The organism is Pseudomonas sp. BAV 4579 (genome assembly GCF_009765395.1).
Lineage (GTDB): Bacteria > Pseudomonadota > Gammaproteobacteria > Pseudomonadales > Pseudomonadaceae > Chryseomonas > Chryseomonas aestiva.
Genome location: NZ_WHOV01000004.1, coordinates 36,861 through 58,098, shown reverse-complemented (window position 1 = coordinate 58,098; position 21,238 = coordinate 36,861). Strand labels below are relative to the sequence as shown.

The window sequence follows — 21,238 nt, the reverse complement described above, 5'->3', positions numbered from 1 at the left end:
CCTTAACCCCCAATCGACATCGCCTGGAGCCCTGTCCGCCTGGTCAACTTCCAGAGGTATGGCCGCTGACCGAATCGCCTGCGTTGCGGGCCAGGCGGAAGGCATCCAGGGTGCTCAGGATGCCGAGCACGGCCACTATGCAAAAGGCTAGCCGAAAGTCCGCCAGTTGCGGATCGAGGTGGCCATGCCAGTCCATCGAGGCGCGCAGCAGCAGGGCGGCGATGGCCACGCCCAGGCCCATGGCCAGCTGGAAATTGGTGCTGAACAGGGTGGAGGCATGGCTCAGCTGCGATTTGGGGATGTCGGCGAAGGCCAGGGCATTGCTGGCGGTGAACTGCAGCGAGCGGAACACCCCGCTGAAGAACAGCAGGAGCAGGATCGCCGGCAAGGGCCAGTCCGGGGTGAGCAGGCCACAGGCCAGCAGGCTGAACGCGCTGAGCAGGCCGTTGACGGTCAGGATGGTGCGCAGGCCGAAGCGGCGCATGGTGGCGGTGGTGAAGGGCTTGGCCGCCAGGTTGCCGGCGAACAGCGCCAGGAGCAGCAGGCCGGCCTGGAAGGCGTCCAGGCCAAAGGCCAGCTGGAACAGCAGGGGCAGCAGGAAGGGCGCCGTGGCGATGGTGACGCGGAACAGACCGCCACCGAGGATGGCCGCGCGGTAGGTGGGGATGCGCAGTGTGCCAAAATCGATCAGCGGGCGTTCGATCCGGGTCATATGGCGCACCGCCTTGGTGCCAAGGATCAGCCCTATGCCCATCCAGGCCAGGTTGGCGCCCAGGCTGCCATGGTTCTGGCCGAGGCGCTCCACGCCCCACATGAAGGCCACGCAGGCGCCGCCCAGCAGCAGGAAGCCGCGCCAGTCCAGCGGATGGCGCTGGGTCGGCAGGTCGGCGGGCACCAGGCGCCAGGCCAGCAGCAGGGCGATCAACCCCAGCGGCAGGTTGAGATAGAAGATCCAGCGCCAGTCGGCATAGGTGGTGATCAGGCCGCCCAGGGGCGGGCCGAGTACAGGGGCCACCAGGCCCGGCCAGGTGATGAGGGCGATGGCGCGCACCAACTCGTGCTTCTCGGTAACCTGCAGCACCACCAGACGCCCCACGGGCACCATCAGGGCGCCGCCGAGCCCCTGGAGGATGCGCGCGGCGATGAAATGTTCGAGGGACAGGGCCATGCCGCAGAGCAGCGAGGCCAGGGTGAAGACGCCGATGGCCAGGGTGAAGACCGGGCGGGGACCGAAGCGCTCGGCGATCCAGCCACTCACCGGGATGCCCACGGCGATCGCCAGTAGATAGGCGCTGATGCCCAGGTTGAGGTCCACCGGATCGCGGCCGAAGGACAGGGCCATCTGCGGCAGCGCCGTGGCGATCACCGTGGCGTCCAGGTTTTCCATGAAAAAGGTGAAGCTCACCAGGCCGGCGAGAAGCTTCCAGCGTTCCAAGGGCTGCACCTCTGGGCAAGGGGGTGGGCTACTCTGCCTGAGGTGCCGCAAGACGCGCCAGCCCTGGCTTGCCGATAAAAGTCAAAGGATTCATCACCCGGTTCGGACGGGCTGCCAAAGTCGAGAGGGAACAGGTCCGCTAAGGGTCATCGCCACGCGGAAGTCGTTGCCTGAAGGACGTGGCCGACGGCCCCATCCTGGCCATGGCCGAAGCCCGGCGCCTGCTTGAACGGGGTAGCCAGGCCAAGCGCCAGCACCAGCGCTATTTCCTCAGCTTCCTGACCTTGCGCCAGGAAGCCTGGCGACTCAGTCAGCAGGGCTGGCGTTTGAGCTGGGCGCTGGATGCCTTTTTCCACCGAGCGCTCGCGCCAGTTGCCACGGGTGCTGACCTTGGTGAAGCCCGACCAGGAGGAGCGGTGGTAAGGCCAATTGCACGACCGCAGGTATTCGTGGAGCTTTTGCTCCGACCCCGGGGTCAAAACCTCATACGCAGAGGAGAAACACCCCATGATCAAGCAATCACTGCTCTCCCTGGCGCTGGGCGCCGTTGTCCTGACCGGAGCCCTGAACGTCCAGGCCGCGCCTGAATCCATGACCCCGACCAAGCCGGCCGCCGACAAGGCCGCTTCGGAGCCCACCAGCTCGCAGTACCAGAACAAGGTCAACAAGAAGGACGCCAATCAGAGCGACGAGGCGGTCACCCACGACCCTGATCATCCTACCTTTGAACTCGAAGAGGGCGGCCGGGCGCCGCGCAAGTACATCCGTGACGAATACGTGATCAAGGACTGGAAAAAGCACGGTCTCGAACAGCCGGGCGAAGACAGCCAGTGGGTCAAGATCGGCTCCGACTATGTGCTCATCAAGCGCAGCAACGCGGTGATCGGCAAGATCGTCAAAGCCAAGCAGTGATCCACCAAGACCGGGGCCGACCCTCGATCCCGGTGATATTCGGGGTGCCCAGGCGCCAGGCTGAAACACCCCTTCTGGAGTTTTTTGCATGACCAGTGAAATCCGTGTCGTCGCCATCCTGCAGGCCAAACCCGGCCAGGCCGAAGCTGTCGAAAACGCCCTGCGTGCCATCGTCGCGCCGTCCCGCGCCGAAGCCGCCTGTCACTTCTATACCCCGCACCGCGATCCCAGCCATGCAGGTCGCTATGTCTTCGTCGAACGCTGGGCCAGCCGCGAAGCCCTGGCCGAACACGAGCAAACCCCTCACTTCAAGCAGCTGCTGAGCGATCTCGACGGCCTGCTCGTTGACGCGCCGCAGGTCATGATCCTCGAGGAATTGCCGCTGGCCTGAGCCGCCGACATGCCGTTGTCACCTGCCTGAGCCACCCTGGCCTCTTTTCCTGGAGGCCTGGATGAATACCTCTCGACGTCAAGCGCTGGGCATGCTTGGCCTGGGTCTGAGCGCACCCTGGTTCGCCGGTTGCAGCGCTCGCACGCCACAGCCGGATCCCTTCACCCTGGGCGTTGCCAGTGGTGATCCTGCTACCGACGGCTTCGTCATCTGGACCCGCCTGGCGCCCGATCCGCTGGCCGAGAACGGCCTGGGTGGTCTGCACGGTGCGGTCGAGGCTGGGTGGGAAGTGGCTCTGGATCCGGGGCTGCGCCAGGTGGTGCAGCGCGGAGTGATCCAGGCACAGCCACAGTCTGCTTTCTGCCTGTCCATCCCCCTGACCGGTCTGCTGCCGGGACGGCCCTACTGGTACCGTTTCACCGCGCTGGGCCACCAGAGTCGTATCGGACGTGCTACCACGCTACCACCGTCAGCCAGCGCTCCGCAGCGCCTGAAGCTGGTGGCCGCTTCCTGCTCCCACTATGAGAAGGGCTTCTTCAGCGCCTATCGGCACATGGCCGACGAACAGGCGGATCTGGCGCTGTTCCTCGGCGACTATATCTACGAGGCCAACGTGCCCCTGCTGCTGCCGGCGGTGCGTCGGCATGGCCTGCCGGAAGCCCGGGACCTGGCCAGTTACCGCCGGCGCCATGCGCTGTACCGCACCGATCCCGATCTGCAGTACCTGCACGCCAATGTCACCAGTCTCATGACCTGGGACGACCACGAGGTGCAGAACGACTATTCCGGTCCCAGGGCGGCGGACCCCAGGGTCAGTCTGGCTGCCTTCGCCGCGCGGCGGCAGGCGGCCTACCAGGCTTTTCGCGAACATGCGCCACTGCGCGGGTGGCGGACCCAGGGCAGCGCGCTGCGCCTCTATGACCGGTGGCGCTTCGGCGACTTGGCGGAGATTCATCTGCTCGATGGTCGGCAATACCGCAGCGAACCGGCCTGCGCGACGGCCCAGACCCGCGGTGGCCAGCTGGTCGCGCCGGATTGCTTGGGGCTGCGCGACGCCGCGCGCAGCATGCTCGGGCAGGCGCAGGAGCGCTGGCTGCTGGACGGCTTTCGTCACAATGCCACGCGCTGGAATCTGATCGCCCAGGATCTCCTGCTGGCACCCCTGCGACAGCGCCTGCCGGATGGCGATCCGGCGCGCTGGACCGATGGCTGGGACGGCTATCCGGCGACTCGCGAGCGGTTGCTCGCGGCCATGGCCAACAGCCGCCTGGCCAATCCGGTAACCCTGGGCGGGGACATCCATTCCTTCTGGGTGACGGACCTGCACCGCGAGCCGGAAGACGAGCGGAGCCCGGTGGTGGCGAGCGAATTCGTCGGCACCTCCATCACCTCGGACGGACCGGACTACCACCGTTTCCAGGCGCTGTTGCCGGAGAATCCCCAGGTGCGCTTCTTCGACAGCCGGGAGCGGGGCTATCTGGCCCTGGAGTTGACGCGGGAGCGGTTGCAGGTGGACCTGCGCACCATCAGTGATCGAACCCGCCCGGATGCCGGACGCGGCACCCGGGCGAGCTTCGTGGTGGAGGCGGGACGGCCAGGGGCCGTCCCTGCCTGAGAGCCTGCTCCAAAGCTGCTGCGCGTCGGCCAATCTGCGCTGAAAATGGCTTGGCTCTAGCTCGCTAGCCTTGGAACAGGCTCTGCGGGGCTCAGACGAACAGCGACAGCAGCATGATGAAGGCCAGGGCCACCACCGAGAGGATGGTTTCCATCATCGACCAGGTCTTGAAGGTCTCGGCCACGGTCATGTTGAAGTACTGCTTCACCAGCCAGAAGCCGGCGTCGTTGACGTGGGAGAGGATCACCGAACCGGCACCGGCGGCCAGTACCAGCAATTCCTTGTTCACGCCGGGGATCAGCGCCACCACGGGGGCGACGATGCCGGCGCCGGTGATGGTCGCCACGGTGGCGGAACCGGTGGCCACGCGGATCACCGCCGCCACCAGCCAGGTCAGCAGGATCGGCGAGATCTGCGTCTGCACCGCCAGGTTGCCGATCACCTCACCCACGCCGCTGGCCACCAGCATCTGCTTGAAGCCACCACCGGCGCCGACGATCAGCACGATGGCCGCCACCGGCGCCAGACTCTGGTCGAGCAGCCTGACGATCTTCTCGCGAGAGAAGCCGCAGGCGGTGCCAAAGCTGTAGAAGCTCAGCAGCAGGGCGGCGAGCAGGGCGGTGATGGGGTGGCCGATGAAGTCCATCCAGATGCGGAAGTGGTTGTCGGCGGCGAAGAAGATGTCGGCGAAGGCCTTGAGCAGCATCAGGATCACCGGCAGCAGCACGGTGAAGACGGTGATGCCGAAGCCCGGCAGATTGCGGTTGTCGGTCTCCTGGGCGATCTGGGCGACCAGTTCGGGGTTGGCCGAACCGGGGATGCGCTTGGAGATCCAGGCACCGAAGAGGGGACCGGCGATCATGGCGGTGGGCAGGCCGACCAGCAGGCCATAGAAGATGGTCTTGCCGATGTCGGCACCGAACACCCCGACCGCCAGCAGCGGACCCGGGTGCGGCGGCACCAGGCCGTGCACGGCGGACAGGCCGGCCAGCAGCGGGATGCCCAGCTTGACCAGCGACAGCCCGGTACGGCGGGCAACGATGAACACCAGGGGCGCCAGCAGCACGAAGCCGATCTCGAAGAACAGCGGGATGCCCACCAGGAAGGCGGCGAACATCATCGCCCAGTGCACGCGCTTGATGCCGAAGGCGCGGATCAGCGTCTGGGCGATCTGGTCGGCGCCGCCGGAATCGGCCATCAGCTTGCCGAGCATGGTGCCCAGGCCGAGCAGGATGCCGACGAAGCCGAGTACGCCGCCGAAGCCGTCCTGGAAGGATTTCATGACCTTTTCCACCGGCATGCCGGAGGTCAGGCCGAGAAAGCCCGAGGCGATGGTCAGGGCGATGAAGGGATGGACCTTGAACTTGGTGATCAAGAGCACCAGGCCGATGATGGTGACCGCGGCGTCGAGCAGAAGGAAACTGTTGTGGTCCATGCCGAACATGGCGCCTCTCCTATTGTTGTTGTGGGCGTTGTAAGAGCCTATTCAAAGTCTGCTACGCGTCGGCCAAACTGCGTTGAAAAGGGCTTCGGAATGCTCATTTACCATTCGTAAACTCCGCTTCCTCAGCCCTTTTCGCCTTGTTTGTCTCTAGCTCGCGAGACTTTTAACAGACTCTAAGGGTTGGAATGGGTAGCGCTGTCTCGTCAGGCCGGCTGGGCCAGGCGCGCCGAGGTGTTCCACCAGGCCGACACCTGGGTGCCGATGGCGGGCAGGCTGTCGCGTGCATCCACTAACAGCGTAGCCGGTTCACCGTGGGGTGCTTCGAGGGCGGCGAACTGGCTGTCGATCAGGCTGGCGGGCATGAAGTGCCCCGGACGATTGGCGACGCGCTGGGCCGCGGTCTCGCGAGTCAGTTCGAGAAAGACGAAGCCGAGACCGGGCACGGCCTGGCGCAACTGGTCACGGTAGCGGCGCTTGAGTGCGGAGCAGGTGAGCACCGGGCGTTCGCCCGCGGCCACGGCGGCGGCCAGTTCCTCACCGAGGCGGGTCAGCCAGCCAGCGCGATCTTCATCGTCGAGGGGAATGCCGGCGCTCATCTTGGCGATGTTGGCGGCGGGGTGGAAGACATCGCCTTCGATCAGGCGGCCACCGTCCTGCTCGGCAATGGCCGCGCCGACGCTGCTCTTGCCGCAGCCTGCGACGCCCATGACCACCAGCGCGGGAATGGGAGTGTTCATCGTCACCTCCGGTCTGGAGACAGCGCTACCCCGAAAAGCGAAAAAGGCAGCGGCTTCCAGTTCTTGTCGATCTTGTTAGGCCGAATGCCGACGTGGCGCAGAAGACCACGTCAGGCTTGTAGTGTCTGCTGAGACAGCGCTACCTTAGGCGCGTTCTCCGTCTCTGACAAGCCTGAAACCATAACAATGAATCGAACGGGTTCTCGTAGTTCCGGTCGGCCCACCCTCACCCAGGTGGCGCTGCAGGCCGGTGTTTCCCCCATCACGGCCTCGCGTGCCCTGCGCGGTGTCGCCAGCGTGGCGCCCGAGCTGGTCACCCGCGTGCAGGAAGCTGCCGCGCGCCTTGGCTATGTCACCAATCCGGCCGCCCGCGCCCTGGCCTCGGCCCAGGGGCACTCGGTGGTGGTGTTGGTGCCCTCGCTGTCCAACCATCTGTTCATCGAGCCGCTGGAGGCCATCCACGAGGTGCTGCGTCCCCGTGGCCTGGAAGTGCTGATCGGCAACTACCACTACGATCCTGTGGAAGAGGAGAAGCTGATCCGCAACTACCTGGCCTATCAGCCCCGGGGACTGCTGCTGACCGGCTTCGACCGTACCGACGCCGCACGCCAGCTGCTGGCGGCCAGTGGCGTGCCGAGGGTGCACATGATGGAGCTGGATCCGGCGGGGTCGGTGCCCAGCGTCGGCTTTTCCCAGCACGCCGCCGGCGCCGCGGCGGCGCGGCATCTGCTGGCGGCAGGGCGCAAGTGCCTGGGTTATGTCGCTGCCCAGCTCGACCCGCGGGCGCTGGCCCGGGGCGAGGGCTTTCGCGAGGTGCTGCGCGCGGCGGGCTGCTATGACCCGAGTCTGGATGTGCTGGATCCGCAGCCGTCGTCCGTGGGCCTGGGCGCCCGCCAGTTCCGCGAGCTGCTGGCCCGGCGGCCGGAGGTCGACGGCCTGTTCTTCTGCAACGACGACCTGGCCCAGGGCGCGCTGTTCGAGGCCCAGCGGCTGGGCATTGCCATCCCCGCGCGGATCTCGGTGCTGGGCTTCAACGACCTGCCCGGCTCGGGCCATACGGTGCCCCGGCTGACCTCCATCCAGACCCCCCGCGCCGCGGTAGGGCGCCAGGCCGCGACCCTGTTGCTGGGGCTGCTCGACGGCCGCAGCCAACCGACCTGCGTGGATCTGGGATTCGAGCTGGTGAGTCGGGAGAGTGTGTAGGGCCAGTCGCTCGCGTCGGATCATCACGGCCATGGGCCGCTCCTACGGGTACCGAGCTCTCCTGTAGGAGCGGCCCATGGCCGCGATAGGACAGTTACTCGCAGTAGGTGTCGATGTCTCCATTGGGAGCAGCTTTCTTATCGCCTGAGCCATCGAAAACGAGCATCCGCTCCAAGCGTCTGCTCTCCCTCCTGGGAAGGGCGGGTGTGAGGCAAGCCCGTGGCGGGCTCCTCGTGGAAAAGGCTACGCCTTTTTCCACGCTACGGCGCTGCGTGGACCTGGGATTCGAGTTGATGAGCCGCGAGAGCCTGTAGGGACCCTCGTCGAGGCTTGAGGTCGGCAATAGGGTCTGTTGGGCTTCGCTGCGCTCAGCCCAACCTACGGCACTGCGCTGTGACCGCCGACCGCGCCGATCGCCCCCTCTCCCCCTCTCCCCTTGGGAGAGGGCGGGGGTGAGGGTGCTGGTCTATCGCAGCCATGGCCGCGATGCGCTCGCTGACCCCTATCGCAACGCCTTGGCCAGAATCCGCGATTGCCCCTGGAAGTCCTGGCGGGCATAGAAGGCCTGGGCGTCCTCGTTGAACTCCATCACCTCCAGGCGCAATTCGTCGACATCGTTGTCCCGGGCCCAGGCTTCCACGGCGTCCAGCAGCCGGGCACCCACGCCCTGCCGTCGGTGGCTGGCAGAGACCACCAGGGTGCCGATCCGGCAGAGGATCAGCGGCTGCAGAAAGGAAATCGAGCGGGTGTCGGACAGGCGTGCGGTGACGAAGCCGACCAGTTCGTCGCTGGCGTCAGCGACGAACAGCACCCCGTCTTCCGGCTCCAGCTGGGCAGCCCAGTAGTCCTGGTCGCGCCAGCCGCCGGAGGGCTTGGCGAAGGTCGCCGGGGCCTGCCGATGATGCTGCTCGGCGAGTTGTTCGGCCAGCCGGCAGATGGCGGCGAGGTCGGTGACGAAGGCGGGGCGGATACGCAAGAGCGGTGCTCGCAAGAGGATTCAGCCGTTCACCTTACGCCGCGCGGATCTGGTCAGGAAGCCTCTGCGTCCAGCTGCCGGTACCAGTCGGCATAGGGGGTGTTCCGGGCCATCCGCCGGTTGTAGTCGGGGGCGCCGTCGGTCCACCAGACCGGTCCGCGCTCGCCCAGGGCGTGCTTGGCGGCGTCTACCGCGGCACGTGCGCTGCGCAGGGCGGCCTCGTCACCCTGGCGCTTGGCTACGCCCACCTGGCGGCGCGCCTCCATCAGCTCATGGGTCAGGACGTCGCGGCGATCGGCGGGCAGGCTGGGATCGGTGCAGCGCCAGAGCCGGCCCCTGACCACGAAGTAGCGTCCGTCCGGGGTGGTGGGATAGCGCATGGCAGGGGCCCCTTGGTCAGTCGTCGATGTCGAGCAGGGCGCGGCAATCCGGATAGTTCGAGCAGGCCCAGAATTCTCGCCCCTGATGGCGACCGCTGCGCGCGCGACGGCGCACCATGGGCGCCTGGCACTCCGGGCATTCCGGGCATTCCGGCGCCAGCGCCTGGCTCGGGGCCGCTACCCGGGTGCGCGGACGGCGCCCGCCGAACACGGCATCGCGTACGGCGGTGGCGGAATAGCGCGCCGCCGCGGGAATCTCCACCAACCGCAACTGGGCGGCCTCGCATACCGACCTCACGAAGCGATCACGCTGCTGGCGCTGGCGCTGCAGGTGCGACCTGTCGTTGAGTTCGACCACGGCGTGCACGGCGAGGTCGTCACGCCGGCAGATGGCGAAGTCGAAGTGCTTGCAGTTGATACGGTTCTGCGCGATCAGATAGCGGCGGCGGTCACGCAGCGGCAGGGTCTGGACCACATCGGCGATGCGCACCTTGCCGAACACTCGGTAGTCGTCGCCCACGGCTTCGTCGAGTACCGCGAGAAAGGCCTGTTCGGCCGGGGTGAAAAGGGCTTCGACCTGGCGATAGGGAAAGGCGGCCTGGCGCCGGCGCTGCCACCACCACAGCGCCCCCAGTAGCAGCAGTCCGGCCGGGACCAGCAGGGGCAGGTAACGCTCGTACATCTCGAACTCCAACAGCGGGGCGCCATGATAGTGAGTTCCGGCGCCGGACAGCAGCGGTGGCGACGAAGCGTCAGTCGCGCCGCGGTAGTTGCCGTTGCAGATCGTCCAGCCGCAGCAGGGTCACCGACTTCAGACAACTCAGATACTGCAGCTGCTGCATGGCGCCCTGGAAACCCCGCGTCGCGGTGGCGCAACGGGGGGCGCGATCGTCCTGCCAGAGTCGTTGCAGGCGTTCGAAGGCAGGTCGTTGTTCAGCGGAGAGACCCGCCAGCCGGCGCCCGTAGACGTCGGCCAGCCGGGCTTCGGCCACCGCCAGGTCCTGGCTGGCGCAGACTGCCAGCTGCGCCTCGCTGCCCTGGCGATCGCAGGCGGCCGGCGCCTGTTCGGCGGCCAGGGTAGCGGTCGATAGCAGCAGGGCGAGCAGGGCGAGCAGGCGACAGGTGATCATGCAAGCTGACTATTGCAGAGGCAGGCCGCCTAGACTGCCGTAAAAGTGCGGCGCTCACCAGGCGCCGCCGGTCTCCTGCGACTCGCCCTGGGTCCCGCGGAATTGGCGGATCTGCACCAGCAGCCAGTCGATCCAGCGCAGTACCGGCGCGTCCACCGGGCCCTTGGGCAATACCAGGAAGTAGGCCTGGGCGGACAGCTGGTCGAACCGATCCGGCAACGGCCGGACCAGGGCGCCGCTGGCCAGCAGGCGCTGGGCCAGCACGCCGCCGCCGAGCGCCACGCCCTTGCCGGCCGCCGCCTGTTGCAGGGCCATGCCACTCAGTGAATAGCGCGGGCCGCGCAGACTGTCGCTCAGGGGCACCTGCTGGCTGGCGAACCAGTCCTGCCAGGCGTTGGACCGACTGCTGGGGCGACCCGAACGCCAGCCGCCGGGCCATTCGGCATGCAGCAGCGGATAGTCCAGCAAGGCGGCGGGTTCTGCCAGCGGCGCCGGGATCAGCGCCGGACTGCACACCGGAAAGATCCATTCGCGCAGCAGCAGGCGGGTCTCGCCGTCCTGCCAGTCGCCGCGGCCATAGCGGATCGCCGCCTGGGCACCGCCCTCGGTGCCCAGCGGCACGATGGCGGACGAGGCGTCGAGAAAGACCTCGATATCCGGATGCTGGCGCTGGAAGTCTTCCAGCCGCGGCAACAGCCATTCCTGGCCGAAGGTGGGCGGCGCGCTGACGGTCAGGACACTGCTCTTGATCCGGGCCCGGGCGACGGCGCGGGTCAGGCCATCGAGGTGTGGCGCGATGTCCACGGCCAGGGCGCGACCTTGGGCGGTGAGCCGCACGCCTTGGGGCAGGCGCTCGAACAGCGGCTGCCCCAGCTCGACTTCGAGCAGGCGGATCTGCCGGCTGATGGCGCCGGCCGTGACATGCAGCTCGTCCGCGGCCTTGGCGAAGTGCTGGTGTCGCGCCGCGGCGGCGAAGGCGCGCAGGGCGTTGAGGGGGAAGGCGGTGGTCACACTGAGCCTTAGTTTTCCTGAGCCTGACGCCCATTAAACATCGTTTGTCCGACCTGTTCAGCCACCGTCATCCTGCAGCCTCACTTTTTTCCTGGAACGACGCCCATGCGCAAGGAGCTCGATCTCCCCGCCGTGCTGGTGATGCTGGTGCTCTGCCTGGTCTGGGGCCTGCAGCAGACGGCGATCAAGGCCATCGCCGAGCAGGTGGATCCCTTGCTGCAGATTGGCTGGCGTTCGCTGCTGGCGGCCGGGCTGCTCTACGGCCTGGCGCGCTGGCGCGGCATCCGCTGCCTGGACCGTGACCGGACGCTGATTCCGGGCCTGCTCGCCGGTTCGCTGTTCGCCCTGGAGTTCCTCTGCATGGCGGTGGGCCTGAAGTACACCAGCGCCGCGCACATGGTGGTGTTCATCTACACGGCGCCGCTGTTCGCCGCCTGCGGCCTGCACTGGCTGGTGCCCGGCGAGCGGCTGTCGGGGCGCCAGTGGCTCGGCATAGTGCTGGCGGCCAGTGGCGTGGCCTGTGCTTTCCTGATCGGCAAGCCGAGCGGCGGCACCAGCTGGCAGGGCGATCTGATCGGGCTGGTCGGCGGCGCCGCCTGGGGCGCCACCACGGTGCTGATCCGCCGCAGCGCCCTGGCCGAGGCGCCGCCGCTGCGCACCCTGTTCTATCAACTCGGGGTGACCGGGGTGGTGCTGCTGGCGCTGGCCCTGCCGCTCGGCAAGCGGCTGGATCTGGCCGGGCTGGATTCCCTGGCCTGGTCGAGTCTGGCCTTCCAGGTGTTCATCGTCGCCGGCATCAGTTTGCTCGGATGGTTCGTGCTGCTCAGTCGCTATCGCGCGGCGCCTCTGGGGGTGCTGACCTTGCTGACGCCGCTGTTCGGTGTACTGATGGGCGTCTGGCTGCTGGGCGAGACCCCAGGACCGGGATTTCTCGCCGGCGCGGCCCTGGTGCTCAGCGGTCTGCTGATCGTCAGCTATCCTTCCCGCTCGCGAGTCGCGTCCCGCTGACTCGCTTGGCCCTGAGCGTCCGATGTCGTCCATTTCGCTGAATCCCTGGTTGCTGCGCCTCATCCCCCTGGTGTTCCTGGCCCTGTGGTCCGCCGGTTTCGCCGTGTCCAAGGTGGGCCTGGCCTATGCGCCTCCCTTCACCCTGTTGGCGATGCGCTATGCCCTGGCTTTCAGCGTGCTGCTGATCGCCTTCCTGGTCCTGCGTCCGCCGCTGCCGCGCACCCGGCGGGAATGGGCGAATCTGGCGGTGGTGGGTTTTCTCATCCAGGGCGTCTATTTCGGCATGAGCTATGGCGCCCTGGTGATGGGCGCCTCGGCCAACGTGGTGGCCATGGTCGCCTCGTTGCAACCCATCCTGGTGGCTCTGGGCGCGCCCCTGCTGGTGGGCGAGCGGGTGGCCCCGTTGCAGTGGCTGGGGCTGGCCCTGGGACTGCTCGGCGCCATCGGGGTGATCGTGGCGCGCGCCAGCGTCGCCGTGGAATCCCTGTTCGGGATCTGCCTGGCGGTAGGCGCCTTGCTGGGCATGACCAGTGCCGTGCTCTACGAAAAGTGCCTGGGCGTGGCCCAGCATCCGGTCACCAACAACCTGGTGCAGTACAGCGTCGGCCTGGTGTGTTGCGCGCCCCTGGCGCTGCTGTTCGAGCACAGCCCGGTGCACTGGGCGCCGGCCTTCATCGGAGCCCTGGCCTATCTGGTGCTGGCCAACTCGCTCTTGGCCATCAGCCTGCTGGTGTGGATGATCCGCGCCGGCGAGGCGGCGCGGGTCAGTGCGCTGTTCTTCTGCGTGCCGCCGGGCGCCGCCCTGAGCGCCTGGCTGCTGCTGGGCGAGACCCTGCCGCCCCTGGCCTGGGTAGCCATGGTCATCGCCATCGGCGGGGTGCTGCTGGCAACGCGGGCGGGAAGCAAGGCGGCGCGCTGAACCGCGCCGCATGCGTCAGGCCGTCTTGAGCCCGGCCAGCACCTTGTCCACCGTCAGCGGATAGTCGCGGATACGCACCCCGCAGGCGTTATAGACGGCGTTGGTGAGGGCGGCCCCGGCGCCGCAGATGCCCAGTTCGCCGACGCCCTTGATCTTCAGCGGATTGGCCTTGTCGTCCACTTCCGGCAGGAAATGGGCTTCGATGGCCGGGATGTCCAGGTGGCAGGGGTAGTGGTAGTCGGCCAGGTCATGGTTGACGAAATGGCCGTGGCGGGTATCTATCACCCCGTCTTCGTGCAGGGCGCTGCCCACCCCCCAGATCATCCCGCCGAGCATCTGCGAATGGGCGGTCTTCTCGTTGAGGATGCGCCCTGCGGCGAACACCCCGAGCATGCGCCGCAGGCGGATCTCGCCGGTGAGGGCGTGCACCCCCACCTCGGCGAAGAAGGCCCCGTAGCCCTGCTGGGAATAGTCCTTGAGCGTCTGCCCCGGCTTGATCTCGCCGATGGCCTGGAGATCGTGCTCGCGCGCCAGTTCGGCGAGGTCGCGACTGCCGTTGTCGGCGATCAGCCGGCCATCGACGAAGCGGGCGCTGGCCGGATCGAGACCCGCCGCCTGCGCCGCCTTCAGGCGCAGATTCTCGCAGGCGACATAGACCGAGGAACCGGAACTGGCGGCGCCAAAGGAGCCACCGGAGCCGGCCCCGGCCGGATCGTCGCTGTCACCCAGCAGCACCTTGACCCGCTCCACCGGCAAGCCGAGCGACTCGCCGGCGATCTGCGCCAGGATGGTGTAGGTCCCGGTGCCGATGTCGGTCATCGAGGTCTTCACCGTGGCCGTGCCATCGGCCTCCAGGCGGACCCCGGCCTGGGACGGCCTGAGCATGTTGGCGCGACTGGCCGCGGCCATGCCCATGCCGATCAGCCAGTCGCCGTCGCGCACCTGACCGGGCGTGGCATTGCGTTTGGTCCAGCCGAAGCGGCGGGCGCCGTCCTGCATGCACTCCACCAGCTTGCGGGAGGAGAAAGGGATGTGCTTTTCCGGGTCCTGGCTGGGTTCGTTGCGGATGCGCAGCTCGATGGGATCGAGCGCGAGCATGACCGCCAGTTCGTCCATGGCGCTTTCGCTGGCGAGCATCCCCACGGCTTCACCGGGCGCCCGGCAGGAGCCGGACTCGGGCAGATCCAGCTCGACCATGCGGTGCGCCACCAGGCGGTCATCGCCGGCATAGAGGGTGCGCGAGGACAGACCGGTGGGTTCGTAGTAGGTCAGGCCACGAGCGGAATGGGACCAGCCCTCGTGGGCCATCGCCTGGATACGGCCATCGCGATCGGCACCCAGGCGGATGCGCTGCACGGTGGCCGAACGGTGGTCGGTGATCTGGAACATCTGCTGGCGGGTGAGGGTGACCTTGACCGGCCGGCCGATGGCCCGGGCGGCCATGGCGCCGATCAGGGCGTCGGCATAGATCGGCAACTTGCCGCCGAAGCCGCCACCGATATAGCGCGCCACGATGCGCACCTTGTCCTTGGGCAGCTGCAGCGTATTGGCCACGCAACTCTGCGCCTGCTCGACGAATTGGGTTGAGCAATAAATCGTCACCCGGTCGCCGTCCCACTGGGCGAGACTGGCATGGGGTTCCATCTGCGCATGGATGTGGTAGGGCGTGGTGTAGCGCTCGTCGAGTTTGACGGGCGCCCGGGCGAAGGCGGCATCCACATCGCCCGAGGCGGTGTCGGTGGGCTGATCGGCATCCGGCGGCTTCACCGCCTGACCGAGGTTGGCGGCCAGGTCGAAGACACCCGGCTCGGCCGCGTAGTCGATCTCCACCAGGGCCGCCGCCAGGCGCGCCTCCTCGAAGGTCTCGGCGACCACGAAGGCCACGGGTTCGCCGAAATAGCGCACCTGATCGCTGTCCAGGTAGGGCTTGGGCCGGGTGAAGCGGCCGCTGTTGTCCGGCTCGCGGGCGGCCTGGCGCGGCGCATTGCGATAGGTCAGCACGCTGAGCACACCCGGCGCGCTCTCCGCGGCCGAGGTGTCCAGGCGCCGGATGCGGCCCTTGGCGATGGTGGCGCCGACGATGAAGCCGTAGGCGACGCGATCGTTGCGAAATTCGAAGCTGTAAGGCGCCTGGCCAGTGACCTTGAGCAGGCCGTCGACGCGATCGATGGGCTTGCCGATCAGGCCGCCGCGATTCTCATCGATCAGGTTGCGGCCAGCGGGTTCATTCATTTCCATGCTGCTGTCCTCAGGCCTGTTGGCGAGCGTCGGCCACCCCGGCGCGCAGGATGCGGCGGGTTAGCTCGAGTTTGAAATCGTTGTGGCCATAGCCACGGGCGCCGGCGAGCAGGGCATCGCCCACGGCCGCCAGGTCGCTGTCCAGGGTCTGGCCGGCAAATGCCCGGTCGGCCGCCGCCACCCGCCAGGGCTTGTGCGCCAGACCGCCGAACGCTGCGCGCCCGCTACGAATACGCGTGCCGTCCAGCTCGACGATGGCCGCCATGGACACCAGGGCAAAGGCATAGGAGGCGCGATCGCGCACCTTGCGATAGACCTGGATGCCGGGCGGTGGCGGCGGCAGGGTCACGGCGGTGATGAGTTCACCGGGTTGCAGCACCGTCTCGATCTGCGGGGTGTCACCGGGCAGGCGATGGAAGTCGGCGATGGGGATGCGCCGGGTGCGGCCAGTGGCCTCCCGGGTTTCCACCGTGGCGTCCAGCACCCGCATGGCCACCGCCATGTCGGAGGGGTGCACGGCGATGCACTGGTCGCTGGCGCCGATCACTGCGTTCATCCGATTGAAGCCGCCCAGGGCCGCACAACCGCTGCCGGGTTGGCGTTTGTTGCAGGGCATGGCGGTGTTGTAGAAGTAGGAGCAACGGGTGCGCTGCAGGAGGTTGCCGCCGGTGGTGGCCTTGTTGCGCAGTTGCGCCGAGGCGCCGGCCAGCAGCGCGCGGGAGAGCACCGGATAGCGCGCCCGTACCCGGGGGTCGGCGGCCAGGGTGGAATTGCGCACCAGGGTGCCGATGCGCAGGCCGCCCTCCTGGGTGGCGCTGATCTGGTCCAGCTGCAGGCGATTGATGTCCAGCACCTGGCTGGGCGTTTCGATCTCCAGCTTCATCAGGTCCAGCAGATTGGTGCCCCCGGCGATGAAGCGGCTGCCGGCTTGGGCACCCTGGCGGCTGGCATCGGCTTCGCTCTGCACGCGTTGATAGTCGAAGACCCTCATGCCTGGCCCCCCGCCATCTGGATGGCCGCGACGATGTTGGGATAGGCGCTGCAGCGGCAGAGGTTGCCGCTCATGCGCTCGCGGATCTCTTCCTCGCTCAGCTGCATCGGCCCGTCGAGGCGTGTCGAGACGTGGCTGGGCATGCCGGCCTTGACCTCGTCCAGCAGGGCCACCGCCGAGCAGATCTGCCCCGGGGTGCAATAGCCGCACTGGAAACCGTCCTTGGCCAGGAAGGCCGCCTGCATGGGGTGCAGGCGCTCGGCGTTGCCCAGGCCTTCGATGGTGGTGATGGTGTCGCCTTCGTGCATGGCCGCCAGGCTCAGGCAGCTGTTGATGCGCTGGCCATTGACCAGCACCGTGCAGGCGCCGCACTGGCCATGGTCGCAGCCCTTCTTGGTGCCCGTGAGGTGCAGGTTCTCGCGCAGCGCATCGAGCAGGGTGGTACGGCTGTCGACCTTGAGCCTGCGCGCCTCGCCATTGATCTGCAGGGTCAGCGGCAGCAGTTGCGGCAGCCGCGCGGCGATGGCCTGGGGCGTCAGGGGCGCGCCTCCACTGGCCTGGGCGAAGGTGTAGCCGGGAATGGCGCTGGTCGCCACCAGCACCGCGGAGGTGCCGAGAAACTGCCGCCGCGACAGGCGCCAGCGTGCATCGGAGTCGGAAGCCATGGTCGGATTCTCATCGTTAGGGGCACATCACGGGAGTTCTGATGACTACCCCGGTGCCAGTGGGGTTCAGCCCACTGGGCTGCCGGCACGACCAGGCGCCATACCGAATGTGTCCTGCCGCTTGAGAAAGGCTCTGGATCGGGACTCTCACCGCTTCGCTGAGCGACTTTCAACGTTACGTTGAATACCGCTGGGCAGGGGTGCTGAACCGGTTCCGGTCGGGGATAGTCCCTTACCTGAGGTGGCCCTTCGCTGCCACCGCCTATTCCGACCACGGGGGCAATCTGCACCCCGCGGCTCCAACCGTGAGGTCCGCCATGAATGCCACCCCCGCGCGCCAGGTTCAGCCCCTGGCCGAACCCGAGTCCCATACCATCGCCCTGACCCTCAATGGCAAGCAGCTGCAATTGGCGGTCGAGCCCTGGACCACCTTGCTTGACCTGCTGCGCGACCACCTCGACCTGACCGGCACCAAGAAGGGTTGCGATCACGGTCAGTGCGGCGCCTGCACCGTGCTGGTCAATGGCACCCGCATCAACAGCTGTCTGGCCCTGGCGGTCATGCAGGACGGCGCCGAGGTCACCACCGTCGAGGGCCTGGCCCAGGGCGACCAGCTGCACCCCATGCAGGCCGCCTTCGTTGCCGAAGATGCCTTCCAGTGCGGCTATTGCACCCCCGGGCAGATCTGCTCGGCGATCGGCATGCTCAAGGAGGGCCACGCCCACAGCGAGGCCGAGGTGGCGGAGCAGATGAGCGGCAACCTCTGCCGCTGCGGGGCCTATCGCAACATCCGCGCCGCCATCGAGCGGGCGCGTCCGGATTGCCAGCAAGGGGAGGGCCGCGAATGAACCGCTTCGGTTATGCCAAGCCCAACGCCGTACCCGATGCCATCCGCCAGCATGGCCCCCAGACCCATTTCATCGCCGGCGGCACCAATCTGCTGGACCTGATGAAGGAAAACGTCGAGCGTCCCGAGCAACTGATCGACGTCAACGCCCTGCCCCTGCGCGAGGTCGAGACCACCGCCGAAGGCGGTCTGCGCATCGGCGCCCTGGTCAAGAACGCCGAGGTCGCCTACCACCCCGAGGTGCAGCGTCGCTATCCGCTGCTGGCCAAGGCCATCCTCGCCGGCGCCTCGCCGCAATTGCGCAACATGGCCTCCACCGGCGGCAACCTGCTGCAGCGCACCCGCTGCTACTACTTCTATGACGTGGGCACCCCCTGCAACAAGCGCGAACCCGGCTCCGGCTGCGGCGCTCGTGAAGGGCAGAATCGCATCCACGCCATCCTCGGCCACAGCGAGCAGTGCATCGCTACCCACCCGTCGGACATGTGCGTGGCCCTGGCTGCGCTGGAAGCCCGGGTCGAGGTGAGTGGTCCCAACGGCGAGGGGGTCATCGACTTCGCCGACTTCCATCGGCTGCCCGGCGATACCCCGGAGCGCGATACCAACCTCGCCACCGACGAACTCATCACCGCCGTGACCCTGCCGGCGGAAAGTCTGGCTGCCCACAGCGCCTACCTGAAGATCCGCGACCGCGCCTCCTATGCGTTCGCCCTGGTCTCGGTCGCGGCAGCCCTGGAGCTGGATGGCGAGCGCATCAAGCAGGTCCGTGTCGCCCTGGGCGGCGTGGCCCACAAGCCCTGGCGACTGCCGGAGGCCGAACAGGCACTGGTCGGCCAGGTGGCGGACAAGGCGGCCTTCGGCCAACTGGCCGGTCGCCTGCTGCAAGGCGCCCAGGGCTTCGCCCACAACAGCTTCAAGATCGAACTGGTAAGGCGCGCCATCGTGCGTGCCCTCACCGAAGCCGCCGGAGGTACCCTGCAATGACCGTCGTCCATCTGCAAAAAGCCGTTCCCCGCGTCGACGGTCCGCTCAAGGTCACCGGCCAGGCGCTCTATGCCGGCGAATTCAGCGTGCCGGATCTGGCCTTTGGTTTCGTGGTCAACGCCACCATCACCAAGGGTCGCCTGCTCGGCCTGGACGTCAGCGAAGCCCTGGCCCAACCTGGTGTCATCGAGGTGCTCAGCCACCTCAATCGACCCAAGATGGCCAGCTATGACGAGAGCTATACCGACATGGATGCGGCTGACGGCAAGCCCTTCCGGCCGTTGTACAACGACCGCATCCTCTACAGTGGTCAGCCCATCGCCCTGGTAGTGGCCGAGACCTTCGAAGCCGCACGTCACGGCGCCGCGTTGATCCGCGCCCAATACCGCGAAGAGGAGTACGCCACCGATCTGGCCCAGGCGCGCGACCAGGCCCACGAAGCGCCGATGGAATTGCCGGAGAATCGCGGCGATGCCCCGGCGGCCTGGGCTGCCGCGCCTACCCGCATCGAAGCCGAGTTTCACTCCGCGGCGGAATTCCATAACCCCATGGAGATGCACGCCTCCACCGTCATCTACCACAAGGACGGCAAGCTGACGGTGCACGACAAGACCCAGGGCGTGCAGAACAGCGCCCAGTTCGTCAGCAGCATCTTCGGCCTGGGCGAAGGCGACGTGAAGGTCATCTCGCCCTTCGTCGGTGGCGCCTTCGGTTCCGGTCTGCGTCCGCAATACCAGCTGGTGCTGGCGACCATGGCCGCGCTGCAGCTCAAGCGCTCGGTGCGGGTAACCCTGACCCGCCAGCAGATGTTCACCTTCGGCTATCGTCCCGAGACCTATCAGCAGATCAAGCTGGCCTGCGACAGCGACGGCAAGCTGCAGGCCATCGATCACAGCGCCCTCGGCATCACCTCGCGCTTCGAAGACTTCACCGAAATGGTGCTGGTCTGGTCGGCGTCGCTCTATGCCTGTCCCAACGTCAAGCTGGCCTATCAACTGGCCGCGCTGGACGTCTACACCCCGCTGGACATGCGCGCCCCCGGCGCGGTGCTGGGTGTCTATGCGCTGGAAAGCGCCATGGACGAACTGGCCTATGCCGCCGACATCGATCCGCTGGAATTGCGCATCCGCAACTTCACCGACACGGATCCGGCCAAGGGCAAGCCCTATTCCAGCAAGGAACTGCTGGAATGCTATCGCCAGGCGGCCGAGCGTTTCGGCTGGAAACAGCGCAGCATGGCGCCGCGTTCCATGCGGGACGGCAACCAGCTGGTGGGCTGGGGTATGGCCACCGGGGTCTGGGAAGCCATGCAGCAACCCGCCACCGCCAAGGCGGTGATGAACATCGATGGCAGCCTGGTGGTGGCCAGTGCCACGGCCGACATCGGCACCGGCACCTATACGGTGATGACCCAGATCGCCGCCGAGAACCTCGGTCTGCCGCTGGACCAGGTGACCTTCAAACTCGGTGATTCCACCCTGCCCAAGGCACCCCTCGAAGGCGGTTCCTTTACCGTGTCTTCGGTGGGCACCGCCGTGAAACTGGCCTGCGACCAGCTGCGTCAGCAACTGCTGGATGCGGCCAAGGAGATGGACGACTCCCCGCTGGCCAAGGCCGAACTGGAGCAGGTGGTGTTCGCCGATGGCGGCATCAGCCTCAAGACCGATCCGGCCCAGCGCGTCGACTTCACCGCCATCCTCAAGGCTTCGGGTTCGCCGTCCATGGAAACCCTGGCCAGCGCCGAGCCGGCGGAAGAGCGCGACAACTACGCGACCGGTACCCACTCGGCGGTGTTCGTCGAGGTCAAGGTCGACGAAGACTTCGGCAGCGTCCAGGTCAGTCGCGTGGTCACCGCGGTGGCCGCCGGCCGCATCCTCAATCTCAAGACCGGCGAGAACCAGGTAGCCGGTGGGATCGTCTGGGGCATCGGCATGGGCCTGCAGGAAGAGGGAATGATGGACACCCACGAAGGTCGCTGGATGAACCACAGCCTCGCCGAATACCATTTCCCGGTGCAGGCCGACATCCAGCAGCTGGAGGTGATCTTCGTCGAGGAGCATGACGAGATCGTTAATCCGCTGGGTGCCAAGGGCATTGGCGAGATCGGTATCGTCGGGGTGGCGGCAGCCATCGCCAACGCCATCTTCCACGCCACCGGCAAGCGGGTCCGGGATCTGCCCATCACCCTGGACAAGGTCTTCGCCGACGAGCTGCTGCACTAGGGGCGAGGTTGGGGCCATGTTGGGCTTCGCCGATAAAGCCGTCTCAGCCCAACCTACGGTGAAGCTGCCGTAGGTTGGCGCTGAGTGCAGCGAAGCCCAACATCTGCGAACCGCCATAACGAAAAAGGCC

The 21,238-nt window shown here is 67.2% G+C and carries 21 protein-coding genes; 9 read left to right on the top strand and 12 right to left on the bottom strand.

Annotated features, from left to right (window positions below; translation table 11 throughout):
- Positions 1-43 precede the first annotated feature (43 nt).
- Positions 44-1,435 (bottom strand): MFS transporter, encoded by a 1,392-nt coding sequence (locus tag GSQ95_RS01905; protein ID WP_218580184.1) that lies wholly within the window; start codon positions 1,433-1,435, stop codon positions 44-46.
- A gap of 146 nt (positions 1,436-1,581) precedes the next feature.
- Positions 1,582-1,950, bottom strand: coding sequence for a hypothetical protein (locus tag GSQ95_RS01900; protein ID WP_158891578.1), 369 nt, complete (start codon positions 1,948-1,950; stop codon positions 1,582-1,584).
- On the opposite strand from GSQ95_RS01900, the gene GSQ95_RS01895 reads away from it, so the two are divergent.
- From GSQ95_RS01895 to GSQ95_RS01885, 3 genes are all read left to right on the top strand, one after another.
- A complete protein-coding gene (locus GSQ95_RS01895) occupies positions 1,943-2,347 on the top strand; it encodes an RcnB family protein (protein WP_158891576.1) in 405 nt (134 codons plus the stop codon). The genes GSQ95_RS01900 and GSQ95_RS01895 overlap by 8 nt on opposite strands.
- A gap of 88 nt (positions 2,348-2,435) precedes the next feature.
- Positions 2,436-2,738 carry a putative quinol monooxygenase gene (locus tag GSQ95_RS01890; protein ID WP_158891574.1) on the top strand — a complete coding sequence of 101 codons (303 nt, stop codon included), beginning with the start codon at positions 2,436-2,438 and terminating at the stop codon, positions 2,736-2,738.
- A 61-nt stretch (positions 2,739-2,799) separates the two neighbouring features.
- Positions 2,800-4,353 carry an alkaline phosphatase gene (locus GSQ95_RS01885; RefSeq protein ID WP_158891572.1) on the top strand — a complete coding sequence of 518 codons (1,554 nt, stop codon included), beginning with the start codon at positions 2,800-2,802 and terminating at the stop codon, positions 4,351-4,353.
- A gap of 91 nt (positions 4,354-4,444) precedes the next feature.
- Here GSQ95_RS01885 and GSQ95_RS01880 read toward each other — a convergent pair whose 3' ends face one another.
- Together GSQ95_RS01880 and GSQ95_RS01875 are read right to left on the bottom strand one after the other, a co-directional pair.
- Positions 4,445-5,797 (bottom strand): GntP family permease, encoded by a 1,353-nt coding sequence (locus tag GSQ95_RS01880; protein WP_158891570.1) that lies wholly within the window; start codon positions 5,795-5,797, stop codon positions 4,445-4,447.
- A gap of 203 nt (positions 5,798-6,000) precedes the next feature.
- A complete protein-coding gene (locus GSQ95_RS01875; protein ID WP_158891568.1) occupies positions 6,001-6,534 on the bottom strand; it encodes a gluconokinase in 534 nt (177 codons plus the stop codon).
- 186 nt (positions 6,535-6,720) lie between these two features.
- On the opposite strand from GSQ95_RS01875, the gene GSQ95_RS01870 reads away from it, so the two are divergent.
- Positions 6,721-7,737, top strand: a complete 1,017-nt coding sequence (locus tag GSQ95_RS01870; RefSeq protein WP_158891566.1) for a LacI family DNA-binding transcriptional regulator — start codon at positions 6,721-6,723, stop codon at positions 7,735-7,737.
- 502 nt (positions 7,738-8,239) lie between these two features.
- Here the strand turns inward: GSQ95_RS01870 and GSQ95_RS01865 are convergent.
- The 5 genes from GSQ95_RS01865 to GSQ95_RS01845 form a co-directional block, all read right to left on the bottom strand.
- Positions 8,240-8,713 (bottom strand): GNAT family N-acetyltransferase, encoded by a 474-nt coding sequence (locus GSQ95_RS01865; RefSeq protein WP_158891564.1) that lies wholly within the window; start codon positions 8,711-8,713, stop codon positions 8,240-8,242.
- 53 nt (positions 8,714-8,766) lie between these two features.
- Positions 8,767-9,093 carry a hypothetical protein gene (locus tag GSQ95_RS01860; protein ID WP_158891562.1) on the bottom strand — a complete coding sequence of 109 codons (327 nt, stop codon included), beginning with the start codon at positions 9,091-9,093 and terminating at the stop codon, positions 8,767-8,769.
- A gap of 16 nt (positions 9,094-9,109) precedes the next feature.
- Positions 9,110-9,775 (bottom strand): DUF2726 domain-containing protein, encoded by a 666-nt coding sequence (locus tag GSQ95_RS01855; protein ID WP_158891560.1) that lies wholly within the window; start codon positions 9,773-9,775, stop codon positions 9,110-9,112.
- 70 nt (positions 9,776-9,845) lie between these two features.
- The gene (locus GSQ95_RS01850) at positions 9,846-10,223 is read right to left on the bottom strand and encodes a lysozyme inhibitor LprI family protein (RefSeq protein ID WP_158891558.1); all 378 of its coding nucleotides are present in this window, start codon (positions 10,221-10,223) and stop codon (positions 9,846-9,848) included.
- A gap of 54 nt (positions 10,224-10,277) precedes the next feature.
- Positions 10,278-11,234, bottom strand: coding sequence for a LysR substrate-binding domain-containing protein (locus GSQ95_RS01845; RefSeq protein WP_158891556.1), 957 nt, complete (start codon positions 11,232-11,234; stop codon positions 10,278-10,280).
- A gap of 105 nt (positions 11,235-11,339) precedes the next feature.
- Here GSQ95_RS01845 and GSQ95_RS01840 point away from each other — a divergent pair, with 105 nt between their 5' ends.
- Both GSQ95_RS01840 and GSQ95_RS01835 read left to right on the top strand, forming a co-directional pair.
- Complete coding sequence (locus GSQ95_RS01840) at positions 11,340-12,242, top strand: DMT family transporter (protein ID WP_158891554.1); 903 nt, start codon at positions 11,340-11,342, stop codon at positions 12,240-12,242.
- Positions 12,243-12,264: 22 nt separating this feature from the next.
- Positions 12,265-13,161, top strand: a complete 897-nt coding sequence (locus tag GSQ95_RS01835; protein WP_158891552.1) for a DMT family transporter — start codon at positions 12,265-12,267, stop codon at positions 13,159-13,161.
- Positions 13,162-13,176: 15 nt separating this feature from the next.
- On the opposite strand, the gene GSQ95_RS01830 is transcribed toward GSQ95_RS01835, so the two are convergent.
- From GSQ95_RS01830 to paoA, 3 genes are read right to left on the bottom strand one after another with little or no spacing between them, the layout of a single operon-like run.
- Entirely contained in the window at positions 13,177-15,399 is a 2,223-nt protein-coding gene (locus tag GSQ95_RS01830) for a xanthine dehydrogenase family protein molybdopterin-binding subunit (protein WP_158891550.1), read from the bottom strand.
- A gap of 10 nt (positions 15,400-15,409) precedes the next feature.
- On the bottom strand, positions 15,410-16,390 hold the full coding sequence (locus GSQ95_RS01825) for a xanthine dehydrogenase family protein subunit M (protein ID WP_158891548.1): 981 nt from the start codon (positions 16,388-16,390) through the stop codon (positions 15,410-15,412).
- On the bottom strand, positions 16,387-17,055 hold the full coding sequence (paoA, locus tag GSQ95_RS01820; protein WP_158891546.1) for an aldehyde dehydrogenase iron-sulfur subunit PaoA: 669 nt from the start codon (positions 17,053-17,055) through the stop codon (positions 16,387-16,389). The genes GSQ95_RS01825 and paoA overlap by 4 nt, the downstream gene beginning before the upstream one ends.
- A 317-nt stretch (positions 17,056-17,372) precedes the next feature.
- On the opposite strand from paoA, the gene GSQ95_RS01815 reads away from it, so the two are divergent.
- From GSQ95_RS01815 to GSQ95_RS01805, 3 genes are read left to right on the top strand one after another with little or no spacing between them, the layout of a single operon-like run.
- Positions 17,373-17,903, top strand: a complete 531-nt coding sequence (locus tag GSQ95_RS01815) for a (2Fe-2S)-binding protein (protein WP_133859726.1) — start codon at positions 17,373-17,375, stop codon at positions 17,901-17,903.
- Positions 17,900-18,886: a xanthine dehydrogenase family protein subunit M gene (locus GSQ95_RS01810; protein ID WP_158891543.1), complete on the top strand. Its 987-nt coding sequence runs from the start codon at positions 17,900-17,902 to the stop codon at positions 18,884-18,886. Before GSQ95_RS01815 ends, GSQ95_RS01810 begins: the two co-directional genes overlap by 4 nt.
- A complete protein-coding gene (locus GSQ95_RS01805) occupies positions 18,883-21,108 on the top strand; it encodes a xanthine dehydrogenase family protein molybdopterin-binding subunit (protein WP_158891541.1) in 2,226 nt (741 codons plus the stop codon). Before GSQ95_RS01810 ends, GSQ95_RS01805 begins: the two co-directional genes overlap by 4 nt.
- Positions 21,109-21,238 lie beyond the last annotated feature (130 nt).

Coding starts and splice junctions, on each gene's coding strand:
- GSQ95_RS01895 (WP_158891576.1), top strand. CDS start 1,943: ATGATCAAGCAATCACTGCTCTCCCTGGCGCTGGGCGCCGTTGTCCTG.
- GSQ95_RS01890 (WP_158891574.1), top strand. CDS start 2,436: ATGACCAGTGAAATCCGTGTCGTCGCCATCCTGCAGGCCAAACCCGGC.
- GSQ95_RS01885 (WP_158891572.1), top strand. CDS start 2,800: ATGAATACCTCTCGACGTCAAGCGCTGGGCATGCTTGGCCTGGGTCTG.
- GSQ95_RS01880 (WP_158891570.1), bottom strand. CDS start 5,797: ATGTTCGGCATGGACCACAACAGTTTCCTTCTGCTCGACGCCGCGGTC.
- GSQ95_RS01875 (WP_158891568.1), bottom strand. CDS start 6,534: ATGAACACTCCCATTCCCGCGCTGGTGGTCATGGGCGTCGCAGGCTGC.
- GSQ95_RS01870 (WP_158891566.1), top strand. CDS start 6,721: ATGAATCGAACGGGTTCTCGTAGTTCCGGTCGGCCCACCCTCACCCAG.
- GSQ95_RS01860 (WP_158891562.1), bottom strand. CDS start 9,093: ATGCGCTATCCCACCACCCCGGACGGACGCTACTTCGTGGTCAGGGGC.
- GSQ95_RS01855 (WP_158891560.1), bottom strand. CDS start 9,775: ATGTACGAGCGTTACCTGCCCCTGCTGGTCCCGGCCGGACTGCTGCTA.
- GSQ95_RS01850 (WP_158891558.1), bottom strand. CDS start 10,223: ATGATCACCTGTCGCCTGCTCGCCCTGCTCGCCCTGCTGCTATCGACC.
- GSQ95_RS01840 (WP_158891554.1), top strand. CDS start 11,340: ATGCGCAAGGAGCTCGATCTCCCCGCCGTGCTGGTGATGCTGGTGCTC.
- GSQ95_RS01835 (WP_158891552.1), top strand. CDS start 12,265: ATGTCGTCCATTTCGCTGAATCCCTGGTTGCTGCGCCTCATCCCCCTG.
- GSQ95_RS01830 (WP_158891550.1), bottom strand. CDS start 15,399: ATGGAAATGAATGAACCCGCTGGCCGCAACCTGATCGATGAGAATCGC.
- GSQ95_RS01825 (WP_158891548.1), bottom strand. CDS start 16,390: ATGAGGGTCTTCGACTATCAACGCGTGCAGAGCGAAGCCGATGCCAGC.
- paoA (WP_158891546.1), bottom strand. CDS start 17,055: ATGGCTTCCGACTCCGATGCACGCTGGCGCCTGTCGCGGCGGCAGTTT.
- GSQ95_RS01815 (WP_133859726.1), top strand. CDS start 17,373: ATGAATGCCACCCCCGCGCGCCAGGTTCAGCCCCTGGCCGAACCCGAG.
- GSQ95_RS01810 (WP_158891543.1), top strand. CDS start 17,900: ATGAACCGCTTCGGTTATGCCAAGCCCAACGCCGTACCCGATGCCATC.
- GSQ95_RS01805 (WP_158891541.1), top strand. CDS start 18,883: ATGACCGTCGTCCATCTGCAAAAAGCCGTTCCCCGCGTCGACGGTCCG.